This window comes from Trichocoleus sp. FACHB-262, from assembly GCF_014696035.1.
Classification (GTDB): Bacteria; Cyanobacteriota; Cyanobacteriia; order FACHB-46; family FACHB-46; genus Trichocoleus.
This window is the reverse complement of record NZ_JACJPK010000085.1, coordinates 183900-198652: the sequence shown is the minus strand read 5'-3', so window position 1 is coordinate 198652 and position 14753 is coordinate 183900. Positions and strand designations below refer to the sequence as shown.

15 protein-coding genes are annotated in these 14753 nt (G+C 48.5%); 1 reads left to right on the top strand and 14 read right to left on the bottom strand.

The annotated features are described in order from the left end of the window. Nucleotides 1-88: 88 nt before the first annotated feature. From H6F68_RS17565 to H6F68_RS17500, 14 genes are all read right to left on the bottom strand, one after another. Nucleotides 89-418 carry a hypothetical protein gene (locus H6F68_RS17565; RefSeq protein WP_190560970.1) on the bottom strand — a complete coding sequence of 110 codons (330 nt, stop codon included), beginning with the start codon at nt 416-418 and terminating at the stop codon, nt 89-91. A 133-nt stretch (nt 419-551) separates the two neighbouring features. Beyond that, the gene (locus H6F68_RS17560; protein ID WP_190560968.1) at nt 552-1130 is read right to left on the bottom strand and encodes a Uma2 family endonuclease; all 579 of its coding nucleotides are present in this window, start codon (nt 1128-1130) and stop codon (nt 552-554) included. A 143-nt stretch (nt 1131-1273) separates the two neighbouring features. Beyond that, the gene (locus H6F68_RS17555) at nt 1274-2887 is read right to left on the bottom strand and encodes an NAD(P)H-quinone oxidoreductase subunit 4 (RefSeq protein WP_199300151.1); all 1614 of its coding nucleotides are present in this window, start codon (nt 2885-2887) and stop codon (nt 1274-1276) included. Nucleotides 2888-2967: 80 nt separating this feature from the next. Then, on the bottom strand, nt 2968-5052 hold the full coding sequence (locus H6F68_RS17550) for an NAD(P)H-quinone oxidoreductase subunit 5 (RefSeq protein WP_190560965.1): 2085 nt from the start codon (nt 5050-5052) through the stop codon (nt 2968-2970). A 376-nt stretch (nt 5053-5428) separates the two neighbouring features. Further along, entirely contained in the window at nt 5429-5788 is a 360-nt protein-coding gene (locus H6F68_RS17545) for a co-chaperone YbbN (protein WP_190560963.1), read from the bottom strand. Nucleotides 5789-5829: 41 nt separating this feature from the next. Next, on the bottom strand, nt 5830-6543 hold the full coding sequence (locus H6F68_RS17540; RefSeq protein WP_190560961.1) for an NnrU family protein: 714 nt from the start codon (nt 6541-6543) through the stop codon (nt 5830-5832). Between the two features lie 106 nt (nt 6544-6649). Then, nucleotides 6650-8647, bottom strand: coding sequence for a protein kinase domain-containing protein (locus tag H6F68_RS17535; RefSeq protein WP_190560959.1), 1998 nt, complete (start codon nt 8645-8647; stop codon nt 6650-6652). Between the two features lie 13 nt (nt 8648-8660). Then, on the bottom strand, nt 8661-9317 hold the full coding sequence (locus H6F68_RS17530; RefSeq protein ID WP_190439303.1) for a V4R domain-containing protein: 657 nt from the start codon (nt 9315-9317) through the stop codon (nt 8661-8663). A gap of 91 nt (nt 9318-9408) precedes the next feature. After that, a complete protein-coding gene (locus H6F68_RS17525; RefSeq protein WP_190560957.1) occupies nt 9409-9879 on the bottom strand; it encodes a hypothetical protein in 471 nt (156 codons plus the stop codon). Between the two features lie 113 nt (nt 9880-9992). Beyond that, the gene (locus H6F68_RS17520; protein WP_190560955.1) at nt 9993-10313 is read right to left on the bottom strand and encodes a hypothetical protein; all 321 of its coding nucleotides are present in this window, start codon (nt 10311-10313) and stop codon (nt 9993-9995) included. Beyond that, on the bottom strand, nt 10310-10993 hold the full coding sequence (locus H6F68_RS17515) for a V4R domain-containing protein (protein ID WP_190552182.1): 684 nt from the start codon (nt 10991-10993) through the stop codon (nt 10310-10312). Before H6F68_RS17515 ends, H6F68_RS17520 begins: the two co-directional genes overlap by 4 nt. Nucleotides 10994-11360: 367 nt before the next feature. Continuing rightward, a complete protein-coding gene (locus H6F68_RS17510; RefSeq protein ID WP_190552184.1) occupies nt 11361-11843 on the bottom strand; it encodes a phycobilisome protein in 483 nt (160 codons plus the stop codon). A gap of 174 nt (nt 11844-12017) precedes the next feature. Then, nucleotides 12018-12500 carry a 2Fe-2S iron-sulfur cluster-binding protein gene (locus tag H6F68_RS17505; RefSeq protein ID WP_190439315.1) on the bottom strand — a complete coding sequence of 161 codons (483 nt, stop codon included), beginning with the start codon at nt 12498-12500 and terminating at the stop codon, nt 12018-12020. Nucleotides 12501-12529: 29 nt separating this feature from the next. Next, complete coding sequence (locus tag H6F68_RS17500; protein ID WP_190560953.1) at nt 12530-13483, bottom strand: hypothetical protein; 954 nt, start codon at nt 13481-13483, stop codon at nt 12530-12532. A 247-nt stretch (nt 13484-13730) separates the two neighbouring features. Between H6F68_RS17500 and H6F68_RS17495 the strand changes: the two genes are divergently transcribed. Next, the gene (locus tag H6F68_RS17495) at nt 13731-14738 is read left to right on the top strand and encodes a LysR family transcriptional regulator (RefSeq protein WP_190552188.1); all 1008 of its coding nucleotides are present in this window, start codon (nt 13731-13733) and stop codon (nt 14736-14738) included. Nucleotides 14739-14753: the final 15 nt, after the last annotated feature.

The following is a 14753-nucleotide window of genomic DNA, read 5'->3' as shown; positions in this document are numbered from 1 at the left end:
TGGTGGTGGCAATGAATTGCTGGAGTGAATCCATTTCTTGTGAGTTAGTTACGAGTCCTTCTCTCAGCCTAATAACTTCTCCTTATCCTTACAACTTGATTAGGATTGCTATAGTGTCTAAAATTACCTGACTTGCTTGTGCAGCATTTTTGCTAATTGTTTCTCCAGCTCTCATAGCTACTTCTGCTACTGTTTGGCTGACTTGCTGTGCTGTAGCGTTGTTTGTGGCTGTTCCAGCCTTAGTTACTGTTTCTGCAATGTTTTGACTCGTTTTCGATGCAGCATCACTAACAGTCGTTCCAATTTCTGATGCCTTTTCTGCGGCTACTTTTCCTACCTGCTGAGCTTTGTTATTAACAGTCTCACTAACTTCTGATACTTTTTTAGTGATCGATTTCCAAAATGGTGATTCTTGCACGGTTATTCCTCTGAAAAATTTATTGGCCTCAAGCGATAGATGTTGAGCTTTTTAGCCGTCCATGCACCTTGACTCGCTTCGGAAATCCTAACTGTTCAGAATTTTCGACGGGTGAAAGTTGAATAATATTTACTCAATTAAAATTGTTCCCTTGTCCTAACAGTTTCTCTACAGCCAAACTAATATCTGGGAATAGCTGCACCGTTAATTCTTGCCCTCGCCGTAACTCTTGCACCTGCCCATAACCACTCAAACTCGGCTCCCGGTAAATCGCGATCGCGTTCTCGTTCAAATCTACCAGCCACACTTCTCGCACCCCACTCTTGGCATAAAGCGGCATCTTGATCTCTTGATCAAACTCAACCGTTGTATCCGCCACTTCTACCAGCAACAAAATATCCTGTGCTTGGGGATAACCCGCTTCGTACAAATTTGGACGAAGTTGCAGTAACACTAAATCTGGTTGCGGTTCCGAGCGATCGCTTAACTCCACCGGATTTTGAACTCGAACAATGGCTCGCTCTCGCAGGCGATCGTGGAATAAATAAGTTAAACGATTCACACAAGCAGCATGACGGCTACTGATAGACCATAGCTCAATCACTTCTCCCTCAAGCAACTCCACTCGGTCATCCTCAGTCAAAATGCCTGCCTCAACCATTTGGTGATACTTCGCCACCGTAAACTGCCGCCGGAGTAGCTGAACCACCATCGCTGCTTCACCTCACGCAACTTGGGTCATGCTCCCATTATGCTCAACGCATCTAGCAGGACGCGATCGCCCAACAAAAAACCCCAGCGGGGAGCTGAGGTTTCGCAAAAGTTTAACTAATGAACAAAAGAATTAGTCGAGGGTTAGCGATCGCCCAGCGTCGGAGCTTGGAGCGATTGCGCTTTGATCCCCAGTGGCAAGAAAGAAGGTAGCGCCGAAGCTGTGGTTGATTGTGGCCTTTGAGCGATCGTAAACACAGAATCACGCAAGCGAGCTGTGAGTTGTTGGGTTTTAGCGTCGTAGACCTGTGTCAACAGCTTGGGGTAGAAACCAATCCCGATAATAGGGATCAGTAAGCAAGCCACGATGAACACTTCACGCGGCTCAGCATCAATCAAAGTTTCGTGAGACGTGAGTTCCTTGTTTTCTGGCCCAAAGAAGATTTCTCGTAGCATCGAGAGTAGGTAAATCGGAGTCAGAATCACCCCGATCGCAGCCAAGAAGACAATGATCACCTTAAAGGTGGAGCTGTAAGCATCACTGGTAGAGAAGCCGACAAACACCATTAACTCAGCCACAAATCCACTCATCCCAGGCAGAGCCAAGGAAGCTAATGAGCAAGTGGTAAACATTGAGAAAATTTTGGGCATTTGTTTACCCACACCACCCATCTCATCCAAAATCAGCGTATGGGTGCGATCGTAGGTAGCCCCTACCAGGAAGAAGAGGCTGGCCCCAATCAGACCGTGGGAGACCATTTGCAGCACCGCGCCACTCAAGCCCAAATCGGTAAAGGAGCCAATCCCAATCAGCACAAAGCCCATGTGCGAAATCGAGGAATAGGCAATTTTTCGCTTCAAGTTGCGCTGGGCAAACGAGGTCAGCGCTGCGTAGATGATGTTCACCACCCCTAACACCACCAAAATTGGGGCGAAGTAGGCGTGGGCATCGGGTAGCATTTCAGCATTCATCCGAATCAGGGCATAACCACCCATTTTCAGCAGAATTCCCGCCAGCAACATGTGGACTGGAGCCGTTGCCTCCCCGTGGGCATCCGGTAGCCAAGTATGCAAGGGGAAGATCGGCAGCTTCACCGCGTAAGCAATCAAGAATGCGGCATACAGCCAGAACTGCAAGTTGACAGGCAGATGTTTATCCATCAGCGCTCGCATGTCAAACGTGACCGTATCGCCATAGAAGGCCATCGCCAAAGCGGCCACCAAAATGAACAGCGATCCCCCAGCCGTATAAAGGATAAACTTGGTCGCGGCATAGAGGCGCTTTTTGCCACCCCAAATCGCCAACAGCAGATAAACCGGGATCAGCTCCAGCTCCCACACCAGGAAGAACAGCAGCATATCCTGTACAGCAAACACCGCAATCTGACCGCCATACATCGCTAGCAGCAGGAAGTAAAACAGTTTTGGCTTCAGGGTGACAGGCCAAGCTGCCAAAGTTGCCAACGTCGTAATAAAGCCTGTGAGCAAAATCAGCGGCATGGAGAGGCCATCAGCACCCACCGACCATTTCAGGTCTAGTTGCGGCACCCAGGAATAGCTCTCCACCAGTTGCAAGCCTGGGTTGGAGAAGTCGTATTGCGTATAAAAAGCGTAAACCAGTAGGGCAAAATCGAGCAGTCCCACAACTAGGGCATACCAGCGGACAGTGCGACCATCCTTATCTGGAATGATGGGCAAGAGCAAAGCTGCCGCGATCGGAAACAAAATGCTCGTACTGAGCCAAGGAAAATGTGTCAAATCCATAACAGCTTCAAATCACAATCAATCAAAACTCAGTTTTAAACCGCAAAGGGCGGGATGGTCCCGCCCCTGTCGTTTTAGGTAATGCCAGAGAGAATTACCAAGCCCAGCACCGCCCCAAACACAATCAAGGCGTAGAACTGCGCTCGACCATTCTCTAGATATTTCAGACCTTCGCCTGTAATTAAGGTAACGAATCCCGCTAGGTTCACAACCCCGTCTACAATCCGCACGTCTACCTCTAGCACTTGACGAGCCAGACGACGGCTGCCTTGGATGAAGACCGCGTCGTAGATTTCGTCAAAGTACCACTTATTTTTGGAGAGTTTGTAGAAGGAAGGAATCTTAGCCGCGATCGCCCCTGGATCAATTTGGTGCCGCAGATACATCAGCGAAGCCAGCGTGATCCCAATCAGGGAAACGCCAACGGAGCCGCCTGCCAACACCAGAAACTCATTCAAGTTAAAAGCTTCTGCCGCTTCCATCACCTCGTGCGCCGCTTCCGTGGGTGGGTGAATGAACGCTTCAAAGTAGTTATTGAAGGGAGTCCCTATCAAACCAATCAGCATCGAAGGCACTGCCAACACCAACAGCGGCAGCGTCATGGTGATCGGCGATTCATGGGGAGAGCCGCTATGCTCATGATCGTCCCCGGTATGCACTTCATGATCCTCAGCTTCGCCTAGAGTTAGCTCTTGAGGATTCATCGCCCCAGGGCCAAACGCTAAACCACGAGCTTGCAGCGTTTCAATCCGAATTTTCTGGCGAATGTCAGAGTCTGCACCCCGGAATGGGCCTTCAAAGGTTGAGAAGTACATGCGGAACATGTAGAAAGCAGTGATCCCAGCGGTTAGCCAGCCGACCGCCCACAGAGCGGGATTGGCAGCAAAAGCAGCTCCCAAAATCTCATCTTTAGACCAGAAACCCGCAAAAGGCGGAATTCCAGAAATAGCTAGGGTGCCAATGAGGAAAGTTAAACCTGTGATCGGCATATACTTCCGCAGACCACCCATCAACCGCATATCCTGGGCGTAAGCTGGATCATGGCCTACCACGGCTTCCATGCCATGAATCACAGAGCCAGAACCCAAGAACAACATCGCCTTAAAGTAGGCATGAGTCATTAGGTGGAACAGCCCTGCTGTGTAAGCCCCTGCCCCCATCGCCATCACCATGTAACCCAACTGGGACATGGTGGAGTAAGCTAGACCTTTTTTAATATCGTTTTGGGTAATTGCGATCGTGGCTCCCAGGAACGCTGTGAAGGCTCCTGTCCAGGCAATCACATCCATCACGAGGGGGATGCCCTCAAACACTGGAAACATCCGAGCAATCAGGAATACACCCGCTGCCACCATCGTTGCCGCGTGAATCAGGGCAGAAATGGGAGTCGGGCCTTCCATCGCGTCGGGTAGCCAAACATGCAGCGGAAACTGAGCCGATTTCGCGACTGGTCCTAAAAAGACTAAAACCGCAAATAAGGCGGCTAGCCCTGCACTCAAAGATCCAGAAGCCGTGAGTTCATGCAGGCGATCGCCAATCACATCGAACTCGAAGCTATTGGTGGCCCAGAATAAGCCCAAAATTCCTAGCAGCAAACCAAAGTCACCGACTCGGTTGGTGACAAAAGCTTTTTGGCAAGCATCGGCAGCAGCTTTGCGATCGTACCAAAATCCGATCAGCAGGTAGGAGCACATCCCTACCAGTTCCCAAAAAATGTAGACCTGCACCAAGTTTGGGCTAATGACCAGACCCAACATAGAGGAGCTGAACAAACTCAGGTAGGCGTAGAAGCGCACATATCCTGGGTCATGAGCCATATAGCCATCGGTGTAGACCATTACTAGGAAGGCCACCGTCGTCACAATCACCAGCATCAGTGATGTGAGGTGGTCAATGGTATACCCCATTGCTAGCTGGAAATTGCCAGCTGCGGCCCAATCAATCATTTGGGTATAAGTTTCGTGTCCTTGCCACTGACTCCAAAGCAACGCAAAGGAGAGCACCATTGCCGCTCCAATCAGCGACACGATGAAGACTGCGCTGACACGTCGCAGACGGGCTGTGGTTTCTCCATAAGAGATTAACCCTAGGCCCACTATCATCGCGCCTAGCAGCGGTAGCACTGGAATCAGCCAGGCATACTGATATATCGGTTCCATCACTCGCGCCTACTTTAGTTTTTCTACCTACTCTATGTTGGCAAAGCCCTTAACATTCTGGCATACACTTGGGACGGAGACTGTCAAGTAGAAATCAACGTCTTTAGCTTGAAGCAGGGCTTAGCCAAGAATTAACAGTAGATGTTTTCGACTACATCTACGGCCTTAAATGCAAAACAGTCAAGGTGCCGTCAGTATTCCCAGTTTCATCTCAGCATAAATTTCCCCATTCAAGCATCCTGAATGGGAATTGACGCAAAGAATTAATTTGAAAAAAATAATTGAGTTAATGTGACTCGTTGGGTTGTTATATGCGCTTTTGCAAGTGTTGATAGTACCAATTAAGTCTGTTTAAGTCTGTATCAAAGGTTTGTTGTTATGGAGAAGTCGGCAATTTACTGGCAGAGAGGGTTCGGCTCAGCGCAATTTTCTCTAGAGCCAGCCGTAGGTCGTCACGCCCATGAAAGCTGTCAATGCGATGCAGAACCTTGCCGCCTTCAAACCAAAGTAGAGTCGGCAAGGTAGTGAGCCGATAGGTGCTAGATAGCTTGAGGCTTTCGTCTGCGTTGATCCCCACCAACTTGACTTGCTCACCCCACTCCGCGTGGAAGTGGCTGAGCAGAGGATTAATCATGCGGCAAAGACCACACCAAGGAGCCCCAAAATTTACTAAAACGGGAGTTGGAGATTCTAAAACCTCTTGTTTAAACGTCCGCTCATTCACAGACAATTGCATGATCCCTCAAGGTTTGTTATTTGATCTCGTTTGGGATCATGCTACCAGCCTACGCTCCCCGTGGCACGCATTAAAAGTGGATGTACCCACCAAAAAATTAGAACAAATCCTGCTACTCCTACATAAGCAGGACGCATAAACTCTCGCCAACTAAGGGTTTGATGACCCTGCCAGACCGCTAAAAAAGGAATTACAGAAGTGCGGGATTTTAGGGTTTCAAAAGATTCACCGTAGCGAGCTTGGAGACGGCGATCGCCATGCCACACGGCAAAGAGATGATGCGCCATTAGACCCACCGAGGTCAAAAGTGTAAAGGTAGTGCCCAACCATAGTGTATGAGCAATACACCAAATTAGCTGCCCTATCATTTGCGGATGGCGGGTAACCCGCATGATCCCCGTCTCAAACAGGTGCACCTGAGGTTTCTGAATGGCTGCAACTTCCAACAAGTTAAATGTCGCTGGATAAAGAAACAAAAAGGAAATAGCAGAGAGAATCCAAACCGTTTCCTTGACTCCAGGCACGCCTTGCACTTGCCATAGCTGTAAACCGTCGTAGCGATGATTGAAGAAGTAAATAATCAGCACTGAGGCGAAGGGCAAACTCACCAACGCAAATAAAACTCGATAGAGGCGAGGGCCAATCAATTTCTCGCCACGGGAGCGCAGGGCTGCTAAGCCACTATGGGCGATCGCAAATCCCAAGAGCAGCCCCAGCATAATCAAGTGGCTAGAGGTCAACCAATCGTAGGACATTCTAAAGTTGGAGAGAGCAAATTTAGTTACCAGGTTATAGGGTATCGTTTTTTGCCAACTACCTTACGCTCTAACCTTGCGCCTCTATAGCCGTGAACCTTAACTGCTAAAACATCAAATCTAGGTCAAACTCTCTCAAGTCAATCGTATGAATGTGCCCTTGCTGAGTCGCTTGCTGCCAGGTCGCCAGCAAAACTCCAAAATTGCTAAAAGTAGCGATCGCTGTAGCTAACGTGGGGGAATCCGCAGAAGTAACGGTGGGGGCAGCGATTTGACCTAATTGTTGGCCTTCTTCATCTAATAAAACTAGTTGTCCCTGACGATCGGCCAAAACATAACCCCAAGCTGTAGCAACAAATATGGCTGGCTCTAGATTGACTCTAATTCGCCGTACTCGCAGCGGCTTGAGATCGATTAGCACCATTGAGTCTGTACAACCTGCCTCTTTTCCCAAGACGCGGTAGGGAATCGCACTCGAAATGAGTGAGTCAACCGCCAAAGGCAGTAACCAAGAGCCCAACCGCTGTCCCCGTCGGGTGTAACCGACAATTAAGGTTCCAGGAGACAAACCAGATTGGCCGCTTCCACTTAATGGCTTGCTACTGCTAGAGAGTACGCCTGTGGAGAAGCTTTCTGTGGAGTTGTCACCTAGGGTAGACATCACCGCAAGATGTCGCGAATCTAATGCCAGGATTTGGCAGGAACTAGCGGATTGATGCTCAATTGCCGCTTGAGCGACAAATTCTTGGTCTGGTTGCCCAAGCTGATGACGCCAAATCGTGATTGTTGTCGCCGTTGCCTCAGGCTGATGAGCCGCTGTTGCTAACCAATTGCCTTGGGGTGCGATAGTAGCCACAAATTCGGAATCAAGCTGCACCAGCGGTCGAGTTAAGAGCCGTCCATCATTACTAGCAACAGGAATCGCCTGATCTAAAGGCAACAGGTAGATGGAACGAGACGCGATCGCAAAACAGCCCTGCGGACGAGCCACCAAAGCCTGAATCCTCTCCGGAACTGCGATCGCACCCACCCGTTGTTTCTGAATGGCTAGAGGGATGGTTGGAGTAGACATCAGCTGGTCAGCAATAATCTCTCCATTACAAACGAGGTCTGTGCTGCGATAAAGCCATTGACCTGCGGGAGAAGCCATCACTGCCAAGCTAGCCATCGAAGCGATTAAAGGCTCGTGCTCTACGCTATGAAAGGCGCATTGGGGCGTTGAGGAGTGAGGAGGGGGCAAGAGCGGCAAGTGAATTGACTCTAGCGGCAACCTAGCACTTAGTTCTTCCACAGCCGACTGAGTAGCAGCCAACATTTCTTCAGCTGTCTGGAAGCGTCGAGCTGGCAGTTTTTGTAGCGCAGTCAGCGCGACTTGACTAAGTTCGGCTGGGACAACCTCTGGAATATTGACGGGTGAGTTCAAATGAGCCGACATCAACTCCACGGGCGAGCCAGAAAAAGGGCGATAACCGAGCAGCAGCTCGAAAAATAAAATACCCAACGCGTAGAGGTCAGAAGAGAGAAAGTACTGCCCATAGAAGCGCTCAGGAGCCATATAGGCAGGCGAACCCGTATTACCTGCTTCTTGAGCGAGTTCTCGACTTAAGCGAGCAATGCCAAAATCTGAGATCCTTGCCGTCCAGCCGCGAGGTTGGGTATTGAGTAAAATGTTTTCTGGCTTAATATCACAATGCACAATGCTGCGCTGATGGGCATGAGATAGCCCCGCCAGAATATCTAGCATCAGCTTTAGACCTTGGGCCAAAGTTAGGGGTGCCGCCCCCTCCATTAAGCTGCGTAGTGTGCCACCCTCGCAATAATCCATGACTAGGTAGCGACCGCGACGAGTATGCTCCAAAGCTTGGCAGGTCACAATGTTGGCATGCTGTAAGCTCAGCAGAAAACGCAACTCGCGGAGGAATTTATGCGTAGGAAAGCGTTGATGATCTAGCTCTTTGAGCGCAACCAAACGACCTGTTTTACGATGACTGGCGCAAAAGACACGACCAAATTGTCCCTGACCTACCAACCCAAGCAATCGATACTTGGAGCGTTTTAGGGGTTGGGAAGCAGGTGGATCAGGACGGGCTAACCGATTTGACACAAGTTAAGCCAATTTAAGCGCAAAGTTTTTGCATAATCGCTTCATGGTCTAGCTGATTCTCTACCATAGCTTCTGCTGGCTCCAGCCGCTTGGCTAAGCCTAAGATAAAACGATTGCGATCAGCGCCCATTGACTCACAGGTCGTCTGCACACAGTAAAGGTCTTTATTGGTTAGCTGGCTGAAGAACGAGCTGAGAATTCCAGCTTCTAAAAAGCAGACCGGACGATTTAATTTGGGAGCATGCTGAGCAAAGGGAGAATTCACGATCTCTACTACCAAAAATCCTCGGTTTTGATGGGATTGATCTAAATCAATTTTGCCCCAACCGTGAGTCAGCCAGCATTGCTGTAGAGATTGCAAAAACTCAACCATGGCCATGTCGGCTAAGGCAGTGCCGTAATAGTCGTTTAGTTCTTCGCAAAAGCGAGCATAAAAGTTTTTACCCCACCAGCGACCACAGTTCATTAAAACTAACCGAGTCGCTTGGCCTGTTTCTTTATCTAGGCCCGCATAAATGCCTTGAATCAGAGTCTCAGGCAAGGCCAATAAGCGATCGCCTCGACGGTTTTCCAGTAGGCCCAGTTCTAGGTCGCCCTGAACATAAGCATCGGTCGCAAAATAATTGCCAGGAATACGATTATCAATCAGTAGATCAGCAACAGAAATCATAAAAACTGCTCTAAAGAAATTCAGTGACGAATGGCTAGAAGTTTGTCAGAAAGTGAAGAGAAGCGCGATCGCTTCAGGCTATCTCAAAACTTTAAGCCTTAACTTGGTTTAGTAACGTATTTTGAGCCAACGCTAGCGGCGGTTTCAACAAGTTCAACTGCTGGGGAGTGAGAACTTGGCTTAAACGCTGATTCAGGAACCGATACAGCGTCATGTCAACCGTTTGCGTATTATAGGTTTGGACCGTGCGAGTCAGCCAACTCAGCAGGCGATTCTGCACGAAAGAATTGTCATTAAGCAACATCGACATGGCACAGTAACGCAGCAGCAGCAAAGCATGCTTGATGCTCCGCTCTAGAGTCTCTGTTTCTTCCTGGGGCAGCGCTGCCTGCAATTGATTAGCAACCTGTTGCATCACATCCAATTCCTGATCCCGCAGATGCCGATAGGCTTCTAGTCGTTGAGGCAAAGAGTCCACATACTGGCTCAAGACACCTAGTTCTTCAGGTTTTAAGTAACGACTCTCAGCTTCATCGAAAAGCGATTCAATTTGTTGGTGCATAATTACAGGCCAGATTTAGAGAGGTTGCAAGAAAGCGCTCACCTAAAAGCGAGCTGAGAGTGGCAAGCTAAGCTAACCATGACAAGCCAAAGGGACAAGCTAAAAGCGGTAGCCTAGAAAAGGCTAGAGAAATCATCCAGGGTCAAGTCATTCGCTACCGATACGGGTTGCGATGTGGGAGCTAAAACTGCTACAGGAGCCGCTGCCGCCACACCTTCCCAGTTGATGGCACCAAAGAATTGGTTCACACTCAGAGTCAAGCTCAAAGGAGTGTTGGTTCCTTGTAATCCCTGAAGTTTCAGCTCTTGCACTTCAGCTGACTGGTCTTCCCAATTAAAACCTGTAAAAAAAGTTTGAACTGAGGACTGCAACCAACTCTTAGATTGGGTTTCAGGTTTAGTGCCATTGGGTGGAGCAACAGTGATAGCAGTCATCCCAATCTATCTCCCAAACGTAGACGCTTCTCAATATCTCGTGCTGTAGCACCTTCATTGAGCCAGAAGGCAGCCGCATCTATCCGATCTTGCCCGCCCAACAGAAACTTGCAGTAGGTTTCGCCCATTGAGTAGCACTGAATTTCGATGCAGCTCAGTTGCTTTTTCACCATTTCTGTAAAGAAGCCCGCAAATAAGCCTGCGTACAGATAACAAACTGGCTTACCAACGTCCCCTAGAGATCGAGCAACGGCTGAGTCAAACAGGTTGATGAACATAAATCCCTGTTTGCGATCGCCCAAGTCTACTTCCCAGCGTCCCCAACCTTGAGAGGTAAAAGGCCACCACCAAGTTTCTAGGAGGAACAATAAGTTAGTTTGGCGCATGTTGCGTTCAAACTCTTTCTCAAACCATTTTTCAAAGAAAAAAGAATCTTTCTGCCCCCACTCACAACCAATGGTGTACATGATGGCGGCAGAAGCATCACCGACTTCCTCTTCCAGACCTTCGACCAAGCCAATAATAAAGTCTTCACTGGTCAGAAGATTTTGGCTACCGTTCCAATCTACGATCGTGCCGCGATCAGGATCAAACTGAAAGAAGTCTTTGAAGCCGTAGTGATTATGCTTCTTAGCAATTTTGTTTTTAAGGGTTTGGGAGCTGTTAGCTGCGATCACCATAGGATGCTCTTGGCAAAGTGCAAATGGACTGAAATAGAAACAAACGTAAGGGTTTTAATTTGCGCTCTCACTCAGCTCACTGGTCCGCAAAAATGGCTAGAGCAATGCGGCAGGCTGATGTTTAACAAAACTGCGTTCCTATTTTAAGGGCTGGCGAAACTAGAGGTTGTTGGGTCTTTACAATGCTTAGTCTCTTAGGATCACCCACGGAGCATTCCAATCTGAAACAGTCTGCAACGGTCCGGGAAAATCCCAGCTTCCCCACTGATCAATATTCCCTAAATGCTATAAATCTAACAGTTATAAATCTATAGCAGCCCTAAATCATTGGGAAACCAGCCTAATTTGCTAGAGTTGTGCTTCTCACCTAAGAATCCGGCGAGCCCCCTAGCAAAGCACGATTTAGCTCTAGGATGGGACAAAACAAACGGGCTTCTGGAGGAGTTAAGTGTTGCTGCACCACCTCTTGCATGATCTGATAGGTGGCATCGCAACTCCGTTGGGCTCCAAACGCTTTCATCACTGTTTGCATCCAATACAGTAGGCGATCGCGTAGCCAATCGGCATCATTGAGCAACATCGCGATCGCAGAGTAGCGCAATACTCTGATCGTATCTCGTCGCCACTTTCCGGTTACGTCTTCTGAGCCATTCTGAAGCAATGCGGGATCGAGCGATCGCAGCTTGGCTTGTACCTGTTGAACAATGGTAGCCTCAGCTACTTGGAGTCTGGCATAAGCACTCAGGCGAAGATTAAAAGACTGAAGATAGTCACTGATGAACTGTAGCTCTTCATCCGTGGCATATCGACCATCTACTGCTTGGCTCAGATATTGAATTTGACTCAGCATGGGTGTGGAGCGTTGGCCAAAGGCTTAAGTTCTCTTAATAATGCCCCAGGTTTGAAGATTAGGAACACAACCAACCTCAACCCATGCGCTAAAGCGAGGAAAAGCTAAGGCAAAAAAGCTAGATCAATAGAGTCACTAAGTTGAAGATCGGATTCACTCTCCTTGGAACAGCCCTTAAACATCAGTGGTATGAGGGAAATATTCTCCGACTTTGAAACTCGTGTCTTCTAGTTGCTTCAGCATAGAACGAGTAATCAATTTTCCGACTTCAACTAGGACTTGGCCTGTAATCGGGTGGAGTAAATCTTGCTCGGCTCGTCGCCCGATTAGCGCCTCAATATCCTGTAACGAGTTGATGTACATACCAGGTGGTAGCTCCACCACCACACCATTGCCCAACACTCGCGATTGACAAGCGAGGCGGGAGTTAGGTTTGCATGTAGTAATGATTTCTAAAGTCCGCTGCTCCCGGCGGTTCATGGGGGAGAGGGAGTCCATTCCCTGGCTCACATAAACGTGACAGGTGGCACACATGCCTCGCCCACCGCATTCTTTGAGCACGTCTAGGTCTTTGTTGATCAAAATTGAGAGCAGACTGCCGTTGGTTTCAACCGAAGTTTGCTGGGCGATCGGTTCTAGTCGAACAATTTTAGCCATATTTTTAACACCGAATGCTGTAGAAAAACTTATGGAGATTGCTGCAATAAGATTTGTTTTTGGCGGTCATTCAAGGCTCTTTGCTCAACAATGGTGGGAAAGTCACGAATAACTTGAGAACACCGTTTGATAAACGCAACCACCCACTGTTGAATCCATTGCTGTTGTTCAGTTGTAATTGGCTGGTTGGTGCCTTGAGCCAGCGGATTAGAAAAGGTGAGCTGAGCTGAGCGATCGACCTGGAAGTTATGCAACCAATCCAAATCCGGACGACTAGACTTCCAATAGTTCGTGATCACTGCCGTACCAAGATACTGGGTGGTGAACTGGCTCAGGTGATTGAGTGTTGTCAGTAGCTCCTTCAGGTCCACAGGGGCATAGCTAGGGGCATGGGACTCTAAACCAAGCGGAGGTGGAGCCTGCGGGGGTGTAGATGAACTTTGTTTACCATTTAAGGGTGTAGCAGTAGGCTCCAAGTCTGGAAGAGATGGATTGATAGCAGTAGGTGAGTCGCGACTAAAAGAGCGAGCACCTGTGGTTAGGCTGGAGTCTAGAGTACTGGTGGGGTTGCCATCAATCCGCTGTTTCCAGTAGTTGTGGCCTGACATGGTGACATCGCTGGCTAATAAGCGGAAAGTTGCGATCGCGGTAGTGATGTCTTCTTGCAAAGCGGCTTTGAGGTTGACGATCGCTTCTAAATAGTCTGCATAAACTAGCTGTGAGCGTGCTAACACCAACAAAATAATGCCGTGCTCAAGTTTATAGATGAAAACTTGGTGCCCCGTGAATTGAAAGACGAAAGATTCAAATCCATCTGGGGTCGTTTCAACTACTTGCCGAATTCCTTGAGCGAGTGCTTCTTTCTGTTGAAAGTTTAATGTTTGATCGACGCCACAAAAGTAGGGGCGCGATCGCCCATCCATTAGGGCAACACCCGCAATTCCTGGTAAATTCAGAAAGTCCCGGACAACCTCCCGCTTCATAAATGCTTCAAACGCTAAGTTTCATTTATTTTCAATTTCGCTGCAATGGATCCGGTTTAATTTGTGCCACAAAGTAGTGTGGGGAAGAAATCTGGTTTCCGATTGCCTAACTAGCATCATCCTAGAATCCATACAATACATGCACCCACCGTCGCAAATTTTACATTTCCCTAAATTCTGTAAATTCTGTTAATTTCTGTTCATTGACTTGGTACTACTAGGCTCCTTTTTCGCAGGTTTAGCCGTTATGTCTGACCTTCCTTTTACCTTGGATCAACTCCGTATTCTCAAAGCGATCGCCGCTGAGGGAAGTTTTAAGCGAGCCGCTGACAGCTTATATGTCTCTCAACCCGCCGTCAGCTTGCAGGTGCAGAATCTAGAGCGGCAACTTGATGTGCCGTTGTTCGATCGTGGTGGTCGTCGGGCTCAACTGACCGAAGCAGGTCACCTACTCCTCAGTTATGGGGAAAAAATCTTAACGCTGTGTCAAGAAACCTGTCGCGCGATCGAAGATCTGCAAAACCTTCAAGGTGGCACTCTAATTATTGGAGCGAGTCAGACGACGGGAACTTACCTACTTCCCCGCATGATTGGCTTATTTCGGCAACAATACCCTGATGTCTCGGTGCAGTTGCATGTTCATTCCACCCGTCGAACCTCCTGGAGTGTAGCGAATGGACAAATTGACCTAGCGATCATTGGAGGTGAGGTTCCTCCAGAACTGCAAGATTCATTAGAAATTATTCCCTACGCTGAAGACGAACTCGCACTCATCTTACCTGTGTTTCACCCTTTTGCTAGGGTGAGCACGATTCAAAAAGAAGACCTTTATAAACTGCAATTTATCGCCTTAGACTCGCAATCCACGATTCGCAAGGTGATTGATCAAGTTTTAACGCGGTGTGGCATTGAAACTCGTCGACTCAAAATTGAGATGGAACTCAATTCAATAGAAGCGATTAAAAATGCGGTGCAGTCGGGCTTAGGAGCTGCCTTCGTCTCAGTTTCTGCCATTGAGAAAGAACTTCAGATGGGAGTCCTGCATCGAGCCAGGATTGATGAGGTCGTCGTTCAACGGATGCTCTCTGTCATTCTCAATCCTAATCGTTACCGCTCGAAAGCCGCTGAAGCGTTTCTCAATGAGGTTTTGCCTCGATTCAGCAACCCAACTCAGGCTATGAAGCAGCACGAGGCTGAACTTTTAGGATCACCTGCTTTGACAACCGTGGTTCCTAGCTCTAGTGGTATGGATTAGCCCAATTGCCATCAC

Bases quoted from the DNA above. Each gene is read 5' to 3' on its own strand.
- H6F68_RS17520 (WP_190560955.1), bottom strand. From the start codon at position 10,313: ATGACTGCTATCACTGTTGCTCCACCCAATGGCACTAAACCTGAAACC.
- H6F68_RS17500 (WP_190560953.1), bottom strand. From the start codon at position 13,483: ATGAAGCGGGAGGTTGTCCGGGACTTTCTGAATTTACCAGGAATTGCG.
- H6F68_RS17525 (WP_190560957.1), bottom strand. From the start codon at position 9,879: ATGCACCAACAAATTGAATCGCTTTTCGATGAAGCTGAGAGTCGTTAC.
- H6F68_RS17550 (WP_190560965.1), bottom strand. From the start codon at position 5,052: ATGGAACCGATATATCAGTATGCCTGGCTGATTCCAGTGCTACCGCTG.
- H6F68_RS17495 (WP_190552188.1), top strand. From the start codon at position 13,731: ATGTCTGACCTTCCTTTTACCTTGGATCAACTCCGTATTCTCAAAGCG.
- H6F68_RS17530 (WP_190439303.1), bottom strand. From the start codon at position 9,317: ATGATTTCTGTTGCTGATCTACTGATTGATAATCGTATTCCTGGCAAT.
- H6F68_RS17560 (WP_190560968.1), bottom strand. From the start codon at position 1,130: ATGGTGGTTCAGCTACTCCGGCGGCAGTTTACGGTGGCGAAGTATCAC.
- H6F68_RS17505 (WP_190439315.1), bottom strand. From the start codon at position 12,500: ATGGCTAAAATTGTTCGACTAGAACCGATCGCCCAGCAAACTTCGGTT.
- H6F68_RS17510 (WP_190552184.1), bottom strand. From the start codon at position 11,843: ATGCTGAGTCAAATTCAATATCTGAGCCAAGCAGTAGATGGTCGATAT.
- H6F68_RS17540 (WP_190560961.1), bottom strand. From the start codon at position 6,543: ATGTCCTACGATTGGTTGACCTCTAGCCACTTGATTATGCTGGGGCTG.
- H6F68_RS17515 (WP_190552182.1), bottom strand. From the start codon at position 10,993: ATGGTGATCGCAGCTAACAGCTCCCAAACCCTTAAAAACAAAATTGCT.
- H6F68_RS17545 (WP_190560963.1), bottom strand. From the start codon at position 5,788: ATGCAATTGTCTGTGAATGAGCGGACGTTTAAACAAGAGGTTTTAGAA.